This window comes from Ramlibacter ginsenosidimutans (assembly GCF_016654015.1).
In the GTDB taxonomy this organism is placed as follows: Bacteria; Pseudomonadota; Gammaproteobacteria; order Burkholderiales; family Burkholderiaceae_C; genus Ramlibacter; species Ramlibacter ginsenosidimutans.
Genome location: NZ_JAEPWM010000011.1, coordinates 110,352 through 123,993 on the forward strand (window position 1 = coordinate 110,352; position 13,642 = coordinate 123,993).

The 13,642-nt window shown below is 66.6% G+C and carries 15 protein-coding genes and 1 pseudogene; 11 read left to right on the forward strand and 5 right to left on the reverse strand.

What is annotated here, in order from left to right:
- Window positions 1-38: 38 nt before the first annotated feature.
- From tnpB to JJB11_RS21570, 4 genes and pseudogenes are all read right to left on the reverse strand, one after another.
- Window positions 39-371, reverse strand: a complete 333-nt coding sequence (gene tnpB, locus JJB11_RS21555) for an IS66 family insertion sequence element accessory protein TnpB (protein ID WP_201176441.1) — start codon at window positions 369-371, stop codon at window positions 39-41.
- Window positions 368-724 (reverse strand): IS66-like element accessory protein TnpA, encoded by a 357-nt coding sequence (gene tnpA / locus JJB11_RS26690; protein ID WP_201965014.1) that lies wholly within the window; start codon window positions 722-724, stop codon window positions 368-370. Before tnpA ends, tnpB begins: the two co-directional genes overlap by 4 nt.
- Window positions 725-769: 45 nt before the next feature.
- Window positions 770-1,409 (reverse strand): annotated as a pseudogene (locus JJB11_RS26195) (transposase); the annotation flags it as partial.
- A 482-nt stretch (window positions 1,410-1,891) separates the two neighbouring features.
- Window positions 1,892-2,092 (reverse strand): hypothetical protein, encoded by a 201-nt coding sequence (locus JJB11_RS21570; protein WP_201176451.1) that lies wholly within the window; start codon window positions 2,090-2,092, stop codon window positions 1,892-1,894.
- A 452-nt stretch (window positions 2,093-2,544) separates the two neighbouring features.
- On the opposite strand from JJB11_RS21570, the gene JJB11_RS21575 reads away from it, so the two are divergent.
- From JJB11_RS21575 to JJB11_RS21615, 9 genes are all read left to right on the forward strand, one after another.
- A complete protein-coding gene (locus tag JJB11_RS21575) occupies window positions 2,545-3,474 on the forward strand; it encodes a response regulator (protein ID WP_201176452.1) in 930 nt (309 codons plus the stop codon).
- Between the two features lie 6 nt (window positions 3,475-3,480).
- Entirely contained in the window at window positions 3,481-3,840 is a 360-nt protein-coding gene (locus tag JJB11_RS21580) for a response regulator (protein ID WP_201176455.1), read from the forward strand.
- Window positions 3,841-3,854: 14 nt separating this feature from the next.
- Window positions 3,855-4,211, forward strand: coding sequence for a response regulator (locus JJB11_RS21585; protein ID WP_201176457.1), 357 nt, complete (start codon window positions 3,855-3,857; stop codon window positions 4,209-4,211).
- A 10-nt stretch (window positions 4,212-4,221) separates the two neighbouring features.
- Window positions 4,222-4,785 carry a chemotaxis protein CheW gene (locus tag JJB11_RS21590; protein ID WP_201176458.1) on the forward strand — a complete coding sequence of 188 codons (564 nt, stop codon included), beginning with the start codon at window positions 4,222-4,224 and terminating at the stop codon, window positions 4,783-4,785.
- Window position 4,786: 1 nt separating this feature from the next.
- Window positions 4,787-7,096 (forward strand): methyl-accepting chemotaxis protein, encoded by a 2,310-nt coding sequence (locus JJB11_RS21595; protein WP_201176460.1) that lies wholly within the window; start codon window positions 4,787-4,789, stop codon window positions 7,094-7,096.
- A 19-nt stretch (window positions 7,097-7,115) separates the two neighbouring features.
- Window positions 7,116-9,917 carry a response regulator gene (locus JJB11_RS21600; RefSeq protein WP_201176462.1) on the forward strand — a complete coding sequence of 934 codons (2,802 nt, stop codon included), beginning with the start codon at window positions 7,116-7,118 and terminating at the stop codon, window positions 9,915-9,917.
- Window positions 9,914-10,342 (forward strand): hypothetical protein, encoded by a 429-nt coding sequence (locus JJB11_RS21605; RefSeq protein WP_201176464.1) that lies wholly within the window; start codon window positions 9,914-9,916, stop codon window positions 10,340-10,342. The genes JJB11_RS21600 and JJB11_RS21605 overlap by 4 nt, the downstream gene beginning before the upstream one ends.
- Window positions 10,343-10,344: 2 nt before the next feature.
- Window positions 10,345-10,821: a chemotaxis protein CheW gene (locus tag JJB11_RS21610; RefSeq protein WP_201176466.1), complete on the forward strand. Its 477-nt coding sequence runs from the start codon at window positions 10,345-10,347 to the stop codon at window positions 10,819-10,821.
- Between the two features lie 358 nt (window positions 10,822-11,179).
- Window positions 11,180-11,425 (forward strand): hypothetical protein, encoded by a 246-nt coding sequence (locus JJB11_RS21615; protein WP_201176468.1) that lies wholly within the window; start codon window positions 11,180-11,182, stop codon window positions 11,423-11,425.
- Window positions 11,426-11,509: 84 nt separating this feature from the next.
- On the opposite strand, the gene JJB11_RS21620 is transcribed toward JJB11_RS21615, so the two are convergent.
- Window positions 11,510-11,749: a hypothetical protein gene (locus JJB11_RS21620; protein WP_201176470.1), complete on the reverse strand. Its 240-nt coding sequence runs from the start codon at window positions 11,747-11,749 to the stop codon at window positions 11,510-11,512.
- A 431-nt stretch (window positions 11,750-12,180) separates the two neighbouring features.
- On the opposite strand from JJB11_RS21620, the gene JJB11_RS21625 reads away from it, so the two are divergent.
- Together JJB11_RS21625 and JJB11_RS21630 are read left to right on the forward strand one after the other, a co-directional pair.
- Entirely contained in the window at window positions 12,181-12,342 is a 162-nt protein-coding gene (locus JJB11_RS21625; protein WP_201176472.1) for a hypothetical protein, read from the forward strand.
- A gap of 1,157 nt (window positions 12,343-13,499) precedes the next feature.
- Entirely contained in the window at window positions 13,500-13,634 is a 135-nt protein-coding gene (locus JJB11_RS21630; protein ID WP_242529071.1) for a hypothetical protein, read from the forward strand.
- Window positions 13,635-13,642 lie beyond the last annotated feature (8 nt).

Here is a 13,642-nt window from a genome sequence, read left to right on the forward strand (position 1 = left end):
CGCGCTGCACCACGGCATCGGCAGATGCCTGTATTGCGCTACAGCAGCGAGATCACGCCGGCTTCGCCGATGCGCTGCCACGGCAGGCCCAGCACCAGCGCGTCGAACTGCTCGCGCGTGAGGCCGACACTCGGAGCACCGTCACTCGTCCACACGAAGCGCCCCTGGTTCAGGCGCCGGGCCGCCAGCCAGACGCCGATGCCGTCCTGCACCAGGACCTTCAGGCGGTTGGCTCGCCGGTTGGCGAACAGGTACGCGTGGTGCGGGCGCGCGGCACCGAATACGCGCACGACTCGCGCAAGCGCCGCTTCGGTGCCGGCGCGCATGTCCAGCGGCTCCACGGCGAGCCAGATCGCCTCGATGCGAATCACCGAAACAGCTCGCGCAACCAGGCCGCGCAGGCGTCGGCCGCGTCCGTGGGCCAAGACACCGCCACGCTGGTGGCGCCGTGGCGCAGCTCGATGCGAATTGGCGACGTCGTGGTGGGTGTCGGCGCCGGCAGCGGAAGCGAGACGAACTCGGGCTGCGCGCCTGATCTGCTGACGGCGGGAGCTCCGCGCGCATCACGCCGCCAAGTGTGCAGCATGTTGGCGTTCAGGCCATGCGCGAGCGCCACCTTGGCGACCGACGCGCCGGGCTGCTCGCACTCGGCAACCAGCTGCGCCTTGAACTCCGCGGGATACGCGCGCACGCGCGTGCGCTTCTTCGTTTCGATTGTGTCCATGAAACTTCTCTCGTGGACACGATGCTCCCCACTCCAGGGGTACCGCTCAAGATGGGATGGCCGGACGCTTACGCTGATCGAGACCGTGTCGCTGATCTTGCCGTGCTCCGCTGTCTTCTGCGTGTGATGCGTAGAGCGCCGCATGCCTCGGGTCCGCCGTAAGTGCTGCAGCAGCTCGCGTTTCAGGGCACCGCGTGCTTGGATGTACAGGCTGCGGTAGATCGTCTCGTGTGACACGTAAAGGCTCTGGTCGGGTAAGTATGCTTTAGCCACGTCGCGATCTGCTCTCGTGACCACTGCATCTCGAGCTTGGCCGTCACGATCCGAGCCGAGGCTGGGCGCTCAACGAGCTTGCAGGCTTTGGTCGGTGCGCTCGCCGCCACTGCCTCTGTATCCGCCTGGGTTGCGCGATAGCAGGCCAAGCCACCATTGCGACTGATCTCTCGGCTCACGGTCGACGGCGCTCTCCGGAGTCGATCAGCGATGGATCGAATCGACATACCTTCCACGAGGTGCCGCGAGATCTCCTCTCGCTCGGCCAAGGTCAGTGCCAATCTGGATCGTCGTCGCGCCGGCGGGCGAACGCCCCCTCTCTCTGCCAAGATCCTGTTGACCGACGAGTGAGATCGAACAGGCGGGCGATCTGATGGAGCGTGTCTCCTGCCTTCCACCGCTCCCACAACAGCGCCTTTTGAGTACCCGACTAGTAGATCGGGGAGCTGCGGGTCATGAGCAACACTCCTGCTGCCTCTGAGGCCGCTAGTGTGTTGCATCGACCGGCTGAATCCGCCGCCAAGAGCAGACCTCGCGTTTTCGCTTGGCGTTCACTTAACGTGTTGATCCGGAGCGCCTATGTGGCCGACGCAAGCGGCCCTTCGCAGCCGCTGCGCGGCCCACCGTCTTGCTGGCTTTGCCGCGCGGCGCACGTCGGCGGGGTGTGGGTAGGTCCGCGGACGAGATTCAGCAGGGGCCAGGCAGCGTTGCACAGAGGCCGCATTCGTCCGTCGCCTATTTACCTTCGCGACGAGGGGATCCGCGTCCGGCCGCGCGAGTGACTTGATCCCGAGGCGCCATGTTCTTGCGCCGCAATCGCGGTGCATGCTGACGTTGATCGTGACTCGGAGCGAGAAGGACGATTGCGCAGTACAAAAAGGAACCCGCTGTGTGTCAGTGGGCGTTGTCGGCGCCCGTGGTGAACAGGGTTGCTTCGCTGGACAGGATGCGGCCCTGCTCCACGACGAAGGCCGTGCCGGAGAAATACAGCATCGCGGCCAGGAACCCCACCACGGCTGCGCCATAGAACAGCCAAGCCGAGATGCCGATGCGAGCGGATTCCTGCGGCAGGGATTGCGGGAGGGTATGGCTCATGAAGTTGCCAGTAGTAATGCGATAGTGTTGAGCGGTAACTGATTGCAACGCAACCGGAAGCTGGCGTGGAGCTGGAGAGCCGGGCACCTACGGCGGACACGCGGTGGGACTTGCGCATAAAGACAGCCGGGACGCGGGCGAAGGTCCATGAACGGTCGCTTGCAACCGCGCGGCGCGGTAATTCGTCTGGCTTGGCCTTAGCACCCGAACACCTGAGCGTCTGGCATCGCGGCAACCAGGCTCGGCACGACCTCGGACGTGTGCCGCTCGCCGATAAACACCGGCGTCGGTGACGTGCAACGTTTTGAAACGCGACAACCCGCCTCTCATCGGCGCGATTACACCGTGTATCCGCGCGTAAGGTGTAAATACTTGCAACAGATGAGCGGGCCGCCCAGACTTGGATTCACAACGTAGTACGTAAGGATGAGCCCGCCGAACGATTCGCCCACATGAACACGTCCACCCGTCCCAGCGCATTCGAGCCCCTGCGCGCTCCTAGCTTCAACAGCACTATGCAGCCCTTACCGATGTCGCCCGTTTCGCCCGCCGCGGCCGCCGCGCCACAGACCACGCTCAAGCTGCTGGTCAAGGGTTTCAGTGAGAGGGAGCGGCGCCTCCTTGAGAGCGCCGTGATGCTGTCCCAGCGCCGCGCGCCGCGCATCGAGCTGGTGGCGGACGCCCACGCCCCGGAGGCGGACGTGGTCCTGATCGATGCGCTCGACCCGTTGGCGGCCGCGTGGGCCGGCGTGCAGCCCTGGCTGCCGTTCAAGCCGACGATCTGGGCCGGTGGGAACGCCGCGCAACCGAACCACCTAGCCGTGGATCGGCACGTGAAGTGGCCGATCCTCCCGGTGCTGCTGTATCGCGCAATCGAGCTGGCGAACGGCACCGCCGGCGCGCCGCCGCAGGTCGGACACGCGCCCACCGCCGGCCGCCGCGTGCTGGTGGTGGACGACAGCCTGGCCGCCCGCACCGCACTGCGTTCGCTGCTGGAGCCGATGGGTCTTGTGATCACCGAGACTGCGAATGCCGAGGACGGCATCGCTGCAGCCGCCCGGGGCGGGTTCGCCTGCGCCTTCCTCGACGTGCTGATGCCCGGCGTCGACGGCATCGAAGCTTGCCGCCGCATAAAGGCGCACAGCCCGCAGATGCCGGTCGTGATGCTCACCAGCAAGTCCTCGCCGTTCGACCGCGTGCGCGGAAAGATCGCCGGCTGCGACAACTACATCACCAAGCCGGTCGACGCCGCGCAGCTGCGCGACGTGGTCGGCCGTTATCTCGCGCCCGCACCGGCCGTGCACCCAGCACGGGCCGTGCACCCTGCAGCGGCCACGCCCGCCTTTTCACCCGCTTTCCACAACGCAAACGTCTGGAGCTAACTCACCATGACACGTCACATCCTCATCGTTGAAGACAGCCAGATCGACCGCAGCCGGCTAGAGAAGGTGCTGGCCGCCAGCGGCTTCCAGGTCAGTTTGGCCGAGAACGGCGAACAAGCGCTCGCCGCCGTCAAGCGCGCGCGTCCCGACGCGATCCTGATGGACGTGAACATGCCCGGCATGGACGGCTTCGCGGCCACGCGCGCTCTGCGCGGCGATGCCGAGACCAAGGACATCCCGGTGGTGCTGGTTACCGCCAAGGACCAGAAGGCCGACAAGGCTTGGGGCCAGATGCTCGGCGCCAAGGGGTACATCACCAAGCCCTACACGGACGAGCAGATCCTGTCGCAGGTCCGCGCGCTCTGATGACCGGCCGCGCCATGCCGCTCACCGTTCTGGTCGTCGACGACGCGCTGGTGGACCGCCAGCACCTCGAGGGCATCCTCACCGGCGCCGGCCACCGCGTCCTCATCGCCGAATCGGGCGAGCAGGGCGTGGCGCGGGCACGCAAAGACCGCCCGGACCTGATCCTAATGGACGTCAACATGCCCGACCTGGACGGCTTCGCCGCCACCCGCCGGTTGAAGGCGGACCCGGACACCCGCGACATCCCCGTGGTATTTGTCACCGGCAAGAACCAGAAGGCCGACCTCGCCTGGGGCCGCATGCTCGGCGCCCGCGGCTACATCGGCAAACCGTACGCGGCCGGCGACATCCTCGCGGCGCTGGCCGCCTGAGCGGACGGTCATGAACAACGCCGGACCCACCGCCGCTCCGCTGCTGCTGCCAAGCGTCGCGCTTGCGCTGCCCCCCGTCACGCAGGGGGCGGCGCGTCACTCTGAGCCGCGGGCAGACGGCGGCTACCAGGCGCGGCAGGGCTTTCGCGTGGGCGACCTCGCACTGATGGTTCGCTACGAGGACGGCAGCGAGCTCACCGCCATGCCCCGTCTCGTGCACCTGCCCAACACGCCGGCATGGTGCCTGGGCATGGCCAACCTGCACGGCCTGCTAGTGCCGGTGTTTGACCTGGGCGGCTGGGTCGGCCTGAACACTGCCCTCGAGGGCAGCCGCATGCTCCTCGTGCTCTCGCACGGCGCGGACGCTGCAGGCGTCGCCATCGATGGACTGCCCCAGCGCCTGCGCTGGACGCCGGACCAGCAAGCGGACGCGTCCACGGCACCGGCGCGCCTCGCTCCCCATGTGCGTGGCGCCGCCCTCATCGAGGGCGTGCTGTGGTTCGACATCGATCGCACCGCCCTGCTCGACGCCTTCGAAGCCTCCCTCGCCGGGCTCACTACGACTGGACACTGACATGAAAACCATACTGACCCGCCGCACAGCTGGCCTGACGCTCAACTTCCTGCTGCAGCTGCGTCTCTGGCAGAAGTTCGCCCTCCTTGGCATGATCGCCGTCGCCTTGGCCGCATTCCCGATGTACCGGTTGTTCCAGGGCATCGAACGCTCGATCGCCCAGGTGCGCACGGAACAGTCCGGACTGGGCGCGATCACGGCAGCCCTGGAACTGGTGCGCACGATGCAGGACCACCGTGCGTCCGCGAGCTACTTCGTGCTCGGCGACGAGAAGCGCGGCGCCGCGCAGCCCAAGGATGCCGCGGCGGTGGACAGCGCGCTGACCAAGCTCCAGGCGATCACCGCGCCGCTGGGCCAGCACAACTTGACCGCGCGCGTCGCAGCCTTCGAGAAGATGTGGACCGCGACCAAGGAAGACGTCGCAGGCCGCAAGATCGACCAGCGCCAGGTCACCGAGCAACACATCCAGGCCATCGCCACCGTACTGCGGCTGGTCGAGGATCTCTCGGCCGCCTACCAGATCGATCTGGATTCGGACCCGGCCACTTTCTACATCGCGCGTTCGACGCTGATCCGACTGCCTGCCCTGTCTGAAGCGCTGGGCCAGCTCCGTAGTCCAGTCGTCTCGCGCCTGCAGGAAATCGCGGCGGCGCGCAACGGACCCGACGCGGCCGACGCGCAGAAGCTCGAGGCTGCGTTGCGCAACGCTTTCCGGCCGTCCGACCGCGCCCGCATCCGCGAGTCACTTCGTGATGTGCAGAACGCCCTGGACCACTACGTTGCCGACCAGCGACTGGCACTGCAGGCTTTGCCCTCGCTGGAGTCGTCGGGTTCGGGCGCACAAATCGCCGAGATCCAGCGCGCAACCAGCCGAGCGATCGAGCTGGTCCAACACGAGATCCTGGACAGGGAGATGCCCCAGATGGACCCCGGCACGTACCTGAAGGAGGTGTCGGCCCCGCGGGAACTGGTGCAGAAGGCTGCGACGCAGCAGCAGGTGTTGTCTGACGAAATGCGACGCCGCGTGGCCGAGGCCAGCTCCGGACGCCTGAAGACCCTGGCGGTCGTGCTCGCGATGCTGACCATCGGCACACTGGTCGCAGTCCTGATCGTGCGCAACATCACTTCCACGGTGTCAGGCCTGCAGCACTCGGTGGAGCGGGTGCGCGGCGGCGACTTCTCTGCCCTGCAGTCCATCGAATCGCGCGACGAGGTCGGCGACCTCGGCCGCACTGTGAACCAGCTCCTGCAGGAGCGCATCGCTGCGCAGAACGAGTCGGAAGCGCAGGCGCGCAAGGCCGAGGCCGCAAACGAGATGCTGAACAACTCGGTGATCTCGATCCTCCAGGCCGTGAACCAGCTGTCGCAGCGTGACCTGACGGCACGCGCCCCCGTGACCCAGGACATTATCGGTACCGTGTCGGACTCGGTGAACGCGCTGGCCGATGAAACCGCCAAGGTGCTCGGCGAGGTGTCGCGCATCGCGTCCAACGTGGCGCATGCTTCCGGCAAGGTGAAGGGCCAGGCCGACCTGGTGTCGCGCACCGCCGAAGACGAGCGCCGCAGCGTGGGCGACGTGATCGCAACGCTCGCTCAGGCGACCGAAGCCATGACACATGTGGCGTCGTTGGCCGAGCAGAGCAACCGCTCCGCCGAACGCGCCACCGAGGCGACACAAAACGCGCTGCAGACGGTGAACGGCACGGTGCAGGGCATGGAATCCATCCGCGAGACGATCTCCGAGACCGAGAAGCGCATCAAGCGCCTGGGCGAGCGCTCGCAGGAGATCACGGGCATCGTGAACCTGATCAACACCATCTCCGAGCGCACACACGTGCTGGCGCTGAACGCATCGATGCAGGCGGCGGTGGCCGGCGAGGCGGGTCGTGGTTTCGCGGTCGTGGCCGAAGAAGTGCAGCGCTTGGCGGAGAGCTCGCGCAGCGCGACGCAGCAGATCGGCGCGCTGGTGGGCAACATTCAGCTGGAGACCAACGAGACCATCACGACGGTGAACAAGACCATCGGCCAGGTGGTCGCCGGCTCCGAGCAGGCCCAGAAGGCGGGCGAGCAGATGCGTGTCACGCAGCAGATCACCGGCGAGCTGGTGGCCCAGGTGCAGCGCATCGCGTCCTCTTCGCAGGCGCAGAAGTCGGCGGCCGAGGAACTGCTCAAGTCGGTCGAGGCCATCGGCCACAGCACCGAGCGCACGGCGCAGCAGATCGAGACGCAGAACCAGGAAACCGAGTCGCTAATGGATTCGGCACGCCGGCTGGTGGCTTCTGTGAACGTGTTCAAGCTGGCCCAGGCCTGAGCCGCGCCGGAAGCGACTCGTGAAACTCAAGGATCTGATCGAGGCGCTGGCCGGCGAAATCGAGCGCGCCCGTGGGCAGCTCGAGGACAGCCTCGTGCCGCTGGCGACGCTGGACGCGGACGACCCGCTCTTCCTGGACGCGTGGGACCAGTACAGCGGCCACGCGCAGCGCTTGGGCGAGGCCGCCGAGCTGGTGGGCTTTCCCGGCCTGCAGGCGGTGTGCACGCATGTCGCGCAGAATTGTCTGCTGCTCACGGCCACGCCGCTCGACGAACGCGAACCTCTACTGCAGTTCCTGCGCGGCTGGCCACCACTGATCGTTCACTACCTGCACAACCTGAGTGACCCCTCCGCGGCGGTGGGCTTGATCGACCACCTGGTCACCGCGCCGGACCCGCTGGCCGAGGATGAATCGCTCAAGATCATGCACATGCTGGGCGCGATGCCGCTGCAGGTGGATGGGCTCGGGGGTGACAACGACGCGGCGCCCCGCCAGGTGCTCGCGACCGCGGAGGACGTCGCCGTCGTCTGGCCCGACGACATCGACGCGCGGCTGGTCGAAGGCTTCCAGCACGAAGCGCCGGAGCAGGCCCGGTACCTGGTGCAACTGGCTCGGAACATGGCAAGCGGCCAGGCCGACAGCTCGGACGTGGTCGCCGCCAAGCGCACCGCGCACACGCTCAAGGGCTCGGGCGCCATCATCGGCTTGCGCGGCATCGCCTCGCTGGGCCATCACCTCGAGGACATCCTCGACCACTTTGAAAGCGCCGGGTCGCAAGTTGCGCGTCCGGCGGCGGAAGCACTGCTGGACGCCGCGTTCTGCCTCGAGCAGATGGTGGGCCACGCGCTCGGGGCGGACGAGTATCCGCAGCAGGCCCGGTCCGTGCTGCAGACCGTGCTGGACATTGCCAACCGCATCGACCGCGGCGAATCGCTGGAGGAGCCGCTGCAGCGCGTCGCTGGGCCTGTGGCGGCCGAGGAGCCTGCAGCCCGCGCCGCCGGAGCGGTCGCTACCCCGGCGGCCGGCATGCGCGTGAGCGTGCAGCGCATCGACGAGCTGTTCCGGATCTCGGGCGAAGTCTCGGTGCAGAGCGCCGCGATGGAAGCGCGCCTGAAAACCGTGGTGGACGCCTCGCGCCAGCTGCTCGCGCAGAACCTGCGCGTGCAAAAGCGCCTGTTCGAACTCGAGACGCTGGTGGACGTGCGCACGCTGTCCACCCTGCGCTCGCGCGGTTCGCGCAGGACGGGCCCCGGCTTCGATGCGCTGGAGCTCGAGCAGTACAGCGAGCTGCACAGCACCTCGCATGCGCTGGTGGAGGAAGCCGCGGATGCGCGGGCCCTCTCGATGCGCCTGGAGGAAGAGATCGCCCAGATGGGCGCGGTGCAGGCGCAGCAGCAGCGGCTGACCAAGGACCTGCAGCACCTAGTGATTGGCACCCGCATGACCGAGGTCAGCGTGCTCGAGTCCCGGCTGCAGCGTAACGTGCGCTCGACCTGCCAAGCGACGGGCAAGGACGCGGCCTTGGTGCTTGAAGGCGGCGAGACGCTCATCGACGGCGACGTGCTGGGCCGCCTGGCGGAGCCGCTGCTGCACCTGCTGCGCAACGCGGTCGACCATGGCCTTGAAACGCCCGAACTGCGCACGGCATTGGGCAAGCCCGCGCAGGGCCGCATCCTGCTGCAGTTCTCGCGGCAGGGCCAGCAGGTCGTGCTGCGGTGCCGCGATGACGGACGCGGGCTGGACCTTCCCGCGATCCGGCGTCGCGCGATCGAGCGCGGCCTGGTGCCGGAAGACCGCATGATGCCCGACGAGGAGGTGGCACGTCTGGTGCTGCTGCCTGGCTTCTCGACCCGCGACAGCGTGAGCGAAGTGTCGGGCCGCGGGGTTGGCATGGACGTGGTGCACGAGTGGGTACGCGGCATGAATGGCGCGATCCGCATCACGACGCAGCCGGGCCGCGGATCGACCTTCGAGCTGCAGTTCGCGGCGTCGCTGTCCACCGTGCAATCGCTGGTGGTCGAGATCGACGGTCAGCGCTTTGCCCTGCCCTCGGTGCACGTGGAGCAGGCCGTACCGCGGGGCGTCGGCCGCTTCGACCTGGTGGGCGGGCGGCTCGTGTACCACCACGGGGGGCGCGTCTATCCCGCGCACCACCTGGCCGATGCCACCGGCCTGCCGCGTGCGCGGGACCGCGGACTCGACGTGCACGACGCGGTCCTGGTGCGCCTCGACGACAAGACGCATGCGCTGGCCGTCGAGGCCCTGCTGGATGCACGCGAACTGCTGGTGAAGAGCCCTGGGCGCTACGCGCGGCACGCACGCGGAGTCGCGGGCCTGTCCATTCTGGGCGATGGCAGCGTCGCGGTCGACTTGGACCTGCCGCAGCTGCTGGGCACGGGCACGGCACGCGAGGTCCCACGGGCTGCGACGGCTCAGGCCGTTGCCCGGCAGGAACTGCCGGGAGTGCTGATCGTCGACGATGCGTTGACAGTGCGCACCGCGCTTCGCCAACTGGTGCAGGACGCCGGCTACCACGTCGAGGCGGCCCGCGACGGTATCGAAGCCATCAAGTGCCTGCAGGTCTTCAAGCCACGGCTTGTCCTCACGGACCTGGAGATGCCGAACATGAACGGCGTGGAACTCACTGCGCATCTGCGCGGCCGCGGCGACATGAAGGAGGTGCCCATCATCATGATCACCTCGCGCTCGCAGGACAAGCACCGCCGCATGGCGCGCGAAGCCGGCGTCGACCTGTACCTCACCAAGCCATACAACGACGCCGAGCTGCTGCAAGCCATGCGCGAGGTGATAGCCGGATGACGCACGCCACCATGGACGGCGATTTCGTGCTGCTGCGGGCCGGCGCGCTGCGGCTCCTGCTGCCACTGCACGAGGTTGGCGCCGCGCGCTACCTGGACAGCCCCCCGTTGCCTACCCAGACGGCCGGCCTGCTGCAGGACGCCGGCGGTGTTTGCGCAGCGCTGTCCGATGCCATGGAACTGCTGCCAGAGTGTCCGCCGGAGCGCTTCATTCTTGCCCCGCTCTCCCAAGCGCGGCCCGACATCGCATGGTGCTGGGATCACCTGCGCGTGCTTATCGGGGTCCGGCTCGACCTCGTGCCATTGCCCGCCGTGCTGGCAGGGCCTTCGATGCCCGTGCGCGGCTACGTCGAGCTCGATGGTGAACCGGCCTTCGTGACGTCGGCTGCCGACGTGTGCCGCTACAGCCTGGCCGAAGGAGCCTGACGATGGCCCGGATGCTCGACGTCGAACTCGACGCGCGTGACGGCGCGGCGGCGTTGCCTGCGCGGATCTTGACGACGCGAGGAGGAGCGAAGTTCGCGCTTTCGGCGGGCGTCACGCTTGAGGTCATCGAGCGCCCTGAGGCAATCCGCGTCCCAGGGAGTGCCCCGCATGTGCTGGGTCTGCTGGCCTGGCGCGAGCGCCGCATTCCCCTGATCGATCCCGACGGCTCGCTCGGTGTCCCCTGCAAGAGCACACCTGCGCGTTATGCGCTGGTGATCGCCTTCGAGCAGGCCCCCGATGTGCAGGTGGAGCATGGCGCGCTGGCGCTGGACCAACTGCCGCAGTTCGTGACCGTCAGCGACACCCAGGCTTGCGATGCGCCCCAGCGGTGGAGAGAGCAGGCGCTCGCCTGCTTCATGCTGGGCGGCGAAGCGATCCCGGTGCTGGGGGCCGAGATCTTCCTGCGGCATCTCAACTGACGAAGGCATGACGCGGCTGCGCGCGAACCCGCCCTTTCCGTGCTGGAGGTGCGTCAGCTCCTGGACGGGGAATTGCATCCTGAGTCCCATCCTTCCCGCCTCGAACCAAATGCGGGTGACGGAGGCTCATCCGTGTCGTGGACGACCATGTCGCGGTCGCCGGATCGAATGCACGATGTCACTTGGCCGATAGGCGTGCGCCGGTGCGCGTTCACGTCGGCGCGCTGATCAACGGCGGCGGGACCGCGGCGCGCGATGGCTGAGCTGAGCGGGAGTGACCTTTGGCGTGCTTAGGTGCGAGCTCGCGATGGTGGCAGGGTGCGAACAAAGCAGCCAATCCCACTGCTCGGCCGCGGTCATGCCTGCGCAAGTGCATCGGGAACACAACATCGCCTCGAAAACACCCCCCGTTGCCGCAGCCCTAAAGCTGCTCGACGAACTCTCGTCAGCGCAGAAGACTTTGCATGCGATGAACGAAGATTTGCTGCGGGCCACTGTCGAAAACTGCGACGACCTGCCTGCATTGCGAGAGCTCGTCGTTGCTCAGCACTCGCGCGTCCAAGCCATCACGGAGCAGATGATTGAGGCGCTTCGGGACACGTGAACGACCTAGGCCAGCCCGAGGAGAGGAGCCTTGTCTGGCGTGACATCACATACGTCGGAGGCCCATAGCGCGCACATTTCGCGATCAGTTCAAGGTTTCCAGGAGTGCTGCAAGGTCGGGCGCTTCGCCGGAGACCGCGGCCGAGTAAGCGCTCAGCATGTGTGCGGCTGACGGGCGAAGAGGCTGCAACAGGTCGGCATACCCGCCCAGCCGCTCCGAAAGCGCTTCGACGTCGATGGAGTCCGTTTCCCTCAAAGCGTTGACCAGTGCCGCATAGGCCGCGAGCTGGGCTTGCAGGATGTGCTGGAACGATTCGAGGGTCATGTGTGTGCTCCGGACGCAGTCTTAATCGTCAGGGTTACAAGTACAACTTCGACATCCGCAGGGGTTTGTGCTCGCAACCACCATGACTTTCCTGGCATGAGGAGCCAAGGCTCGCGCGCACGTAATCGCGCACGCGTACGCAGCGGAGCGGAGCGGACATTCGGCCGCAAGGATTTGAATGGGAACGACTGCTCAGGCGGGACTGTATTGCAGCCGGGCCCGAAGGAGGGTCTGTCGGTCCGCGACGGATGTCGAGCAATTCTTCACGTGTAGCGCGACTTCCTCGGAATCACGCGAAGCGGTTTCGTCCGTTCATAACGAGCGGTGCTCCACGGCTGCCGACCGGTCGTTGCACGGTGTATCAAAACATCTCTATAGTTGCCTGACGTTACGGCGATTCCCTAACGTGCTCATCAACAGGAGAGTTTGGAATGTCGAATTTCCCACAAACTGTGAGCGGGGCCCTGCCTGAGGCAAAGCCGGAAATCCCCGTCGGCCTTATCGCCCTTGCAAGATTATTCACCGTGTTGAAGGAAGTGGCGCTCGCCACGCCACTGGGGCTCTTCATCAACGGCTTGCGGAGTCGGGGCTGATGCGTCAAGACTCGCAGCTCGTTCAGAGTTGAGCGAGCTGTACGCCGAATAATGGGCCGTGAGCGCCGACAAGATCAAATCGCGAGGTCGGTCCGAGGTTCTTCTAAGAAGCGCGAACAGCAACTGTTCTAACGCGGCATGAACGCTGGTATGTAGTCCGCCGAACAGTGGCTGTTCCCCATAACCCTGGCTCTCCAGTTCGCCATCAATGCATTTGCTTGGCACATGGCTGCGAAATGACGGATTCGGTATCGGGTTCGTCAAGAACGTCATAAGCCCTGGGGTTGCAGCGTACTCTGCTTTCGAAATCGTAGCAATGCGATTCGATCGTCCTCCGCACAAGATGCTCGGAGCGCTCTTCTTGGCTGGCATCATCGCGTACACGCTCTGGGCGATAGACTTCAACTGCCACAACTACCTCTCTGCTGGGCGCGTTGAGGGCGCTCGCGCTCCGAGGGAGCAGAGCGCGGCCGGCCTGACGAACGATTGCAGGGCTGCCCCCACAGGGCTCACAAGCTTCACGCCTGCTACCGGTCGAAAGGGGACTCCTCTCGTGTTCTTGGCCGCCGCCTCAAGACAGCGGTGGGCGAGGGCAAGGTCGTTCGGTTTAGCGGGGCACTTACGGATTAACCCGCAGCTCCCGCCCAAGTGCGGCCGTTCTGACACAGCAAGACTGCGGCGCCTCCGATTCAGCCTTCATCCGTCATCCCCTCCGCCTCTAGGTCGAAGTTCAGTTCGAACTTCAGCCCCATCGGATCCTCCACGAACACCTGGCGCAGGTGTGTGCCCTTGAACGGCGCTTCTTGGAACTGGACCCCGGCGGCGCGCAGTGCGTTGCGGGTCGAAGTAAGTCCGTGTGCGGCCAGAGCGCCTGATCAAGCGGACCGGGCTGCCGTGCCGGTTTCTCCTTCCGTAGCGCGTTCAGGTGCACGATCGCCCGCTCTCCTGCACAGTGCCAATACCCCGCGTGGCGCAGGTGGGGCCGGTAGCCACCGACTACGTCGTCTCCTTTGCCTTTGGGGACGACCACTCGCGCAAGGGCCTCACGCAACACGAGCAGAGGCTGGTGGCCATATCGTCCAGGTGGCCCTGGGCACCGAGCCGCAGTCCGGGCCGGAGTCATGGGCGCCAACGACGGGATCGTGTCCACCGCGCGGATGGCCGTTGGAGACGCAGGAGCGACGGTAAGCCACCAGGTGCGCCTGATCACCGGTGCGGCGTCCGCGGTAGCTGGCGCGATCTCGCGATCGAGCAGCCCTGCGGCCGGGCTTCGAACCCGCCAAGGCAACTGACCCTTGGG

Coding starts and splice junctions, on each gene's coding strand:
- tnpA (WP_201965014.1), bottom strand. CDS start 724: ATGGACACAATCGAAACGAAGAAGCGCACGCGCGTGCGCGCGTATCCC.
- JJB11_RS21570 (WP_201176451.1), bottom strand. CDS start 2,092: ATGAGCCATACCCTCCCGCAATCCCTGCCGCAGGAATCCGCTCGCATC.
- JJB11_RS21575 (WP_201176452.1), top strand. CDS start 2,545: ATGAACACGTCCACCCGTCCCAGCGCATTCGAGCCCCTGCGCGCTCCT.
- JJB11_RS21580 (WP_201176455.1), top strand. CDS start 3,481: ATGACACGTCACATCCTCATCGTTGAAGACAGCCAGATCGACCGCAGC.
- JJB11_RS21585 (WP_201176457.1), top strand. CDS start 3,855: ATGCCGCTCACCGTTCTGGTCGTCGACGACGCGCTGGTGGACCGCCAG.
- JJB11_RS21590 (WP_201176458.1), top strand. CDS start 4,222: ATGAACAACGCCGGACCCACCGCCGCTCCGCTGCTGCTGCCAAGCGTC.
- JJB11_RS21595 (WP_201176460.1), top strand. CDS start 4,787: ATGAAAACCATACTGACCCGCCGCACAGCTGGCCTGACGCTCAACTTC.
- JJB11_RS21605 (WP_201176464.1), top strand. CDS start 9,914: ATGACGCACGCCACCATGGACGGCGATTTCGTGCTGCTGCGGGCCGGC.
- JJB11_RS21610 (WP_201176466.1), top strand. CDS start 10,345: ATGGCCCGGATGCTCGACGTCGAACTCGACGCGCGTGACGGCGCGGCG.
- JJB11_RS21615 (WP_201176468.1), top strand. CDS start 11,180: ATGCCTGCGCAAGTGCATCGGGAACACAACATCGCCTCGAAAACACCC.
- JJB11_RS21620 (WP_201176470.1), bottom strand. CDS start 11,749: ATGACCCTCGAATCGTTCCAGCACATCCTGCAAGCCCAGCTCGCGGCC.
- JJB11_RS21625 (WP_201176472.1), top strand. CDS start 12,181: ATGTCGAATTTCCCACAAACTGTGAGCGGGGCCCTGCCTGAGGCAAAG.
- JJB11_RS21630 (WP_242529071.1), top strand. CDS start 13,500: ATGGCCGTTGGAGACGCAGGAGCGACGGTAAGCCACCAGGTGCGCCTG.